The 1,427-nt window shown below is 60.8% G+C and carries 1 protein-coding gene and 1 pseudogene; both read right to left on the bottom strand.

The window, feature by feature from the left end:
• Positions 1-22 precede the first annotated feature (22 nt).
• Positions 23-1,162: a PilT/PilU family type 4a pilus ATPase gene (locus tag AB4Z11_RS31695; protein WP_442030141.1), complete on the bottom strand. Its 1,140-nt coding sequence runs from the start codon at positions 1,160-1,162 to the stop codon at positions 23-25.
• Between the two features lie 81 nt (positions 1,163-1,243).
• Positions 1,244-1,427, bottom strand: a pseudogene (locus AB4Z11_RS31690) (2,3,4,5-tetrahydropyridine-2,6-dicarboxylate N-succinyltransferase); the annotation flags it as partial.

The raw sequence follows: 1,427 nt of genomic DNA, 5'->3' as shown, positions 1-1,427 counted from the left end.
TGTCGGATCTGACCCCAGGGTGTTAGGTGTTGAGGGTGAACTCGGTGAAGGAGGTTTCGGAGGCGGTGGAGGGCGCTTGCTCGTCGTCGGCGGGCTTGGCTTCGAGGCCGTGGTTGAGCAGCCAGAGCAGGTTGGTCGCGGAGTCGGCGTTCGCGAGCGCTTCTTCCTGCGTGACCAGGCCTTCCTGCACCAGGCCATACAGCGCCTGCTCGAAGGACTGCGAGCCGGGCGACAGGGATTTTTCCAGCGCTTCCTTAATCTGCGAGATTTCGCCTTTTTCGATCAGGTCGGAGATATAGCGCGTGTTGACCATCACTTCAACCGCCGGTGTGCGCGTGCCGCCTGCCGCAGAACGGCACAGGCGCTGCGAGACGATCGCTTTCACGGTCGAGGACAAGTCCTGCAGCAGCGCCGGGCGGTTCTCGATCGGGTAGAAAGAGATAATCCGGTTCAGCGCGTTGTACGAGTTATTCGCGTGCAGCGTCGCCAGCACCAGGTGGCCCGACTGCGCGTAAGCGAGGGCTGCGGCCATGGTTTCCTTGTCGCGGATCTCGCCGATCAGAATGCAGTCCGGCGCCTGGCGCATGGAGTTGCGCAGCGCGGTGTAGAAGTCCTTGGCGTCGGAACCAATTTCGCGCTGGTTCACGATCGACTTCTTGTTCTTGAACAGATATTCGATCGGGTCTTCCAGCGTCAGGATGTGGCCCGAGCGCAGATCGTTGCGGTGATCCAGCATGGCTGCAATGGTGGTGGACTTGCCGGAGCCGGTCGCGCCCACCAGCAGCACCAGGCCGCGCTTTTCCATGATCAATTCCGCCAGCACTGGTGGCAGTCCCAGTTCGCCCAGCGGCGGAATATTCGCCGGTACGAAACGGAACACGGCGGAGATGGTGCCGCGCTGGCGGAAGGCGGAGAGACGGAAGCGGCCCAGGTTCGGCACGCCGATACCCATGTTCAGCTCATTCGTTTCTTCCAGCTCGGCCAGTTGCTCGGGGGAGCAGACTTCGGCCAGCAGGGCGTGCAGATTGTCCGGCTCAAGCTTTTGCTGATTGATTGGAATCAGCAGCCCGTTGATCTTGAGGTGGACGGGAGAACCCACGGCGAAGAACATATCCGATGCGTTCTTTTCCTTCATCAGCTGGAACAGGCGGTCCATTGCCATGGTTTGGGTGTCTCCTTTTTTAGAACCCTTAAAGTCTGGTGCCTGCCACAGCGTGGCAGGCACTTGCCTGGCTTTGCGGTTTTATACGCCGCGCAGCAGTTCGTTGATGCCGGTCTTGGCGCGGGTCTGTGCGTCCACGCGCTTCACGATCACGGCGCAATACAGGCTGTACTTGCCATCGGCCGACGGCAGTGAGCCCGATACAACCACGGAACCGGATGGCACGCGGCCGTAAGTCACTTCGCCAGTGGTGCGGTCGTAAATC

This window comes from Pseudoduganella sp. RAF53_2, from assembly GCF_052113985.1.
In the GTDB taxonomy this organism is placed as follows: Bacteria; Pseudomonadota; Gammaproteobacteria; order Burkholderiales; family Burkholderiaceae_D; genus Rugamonas.
Note: the sequence above shows the minus strand (reverse complement) of the source record. Positions and strands in the feature narration are given on the sequence as shown.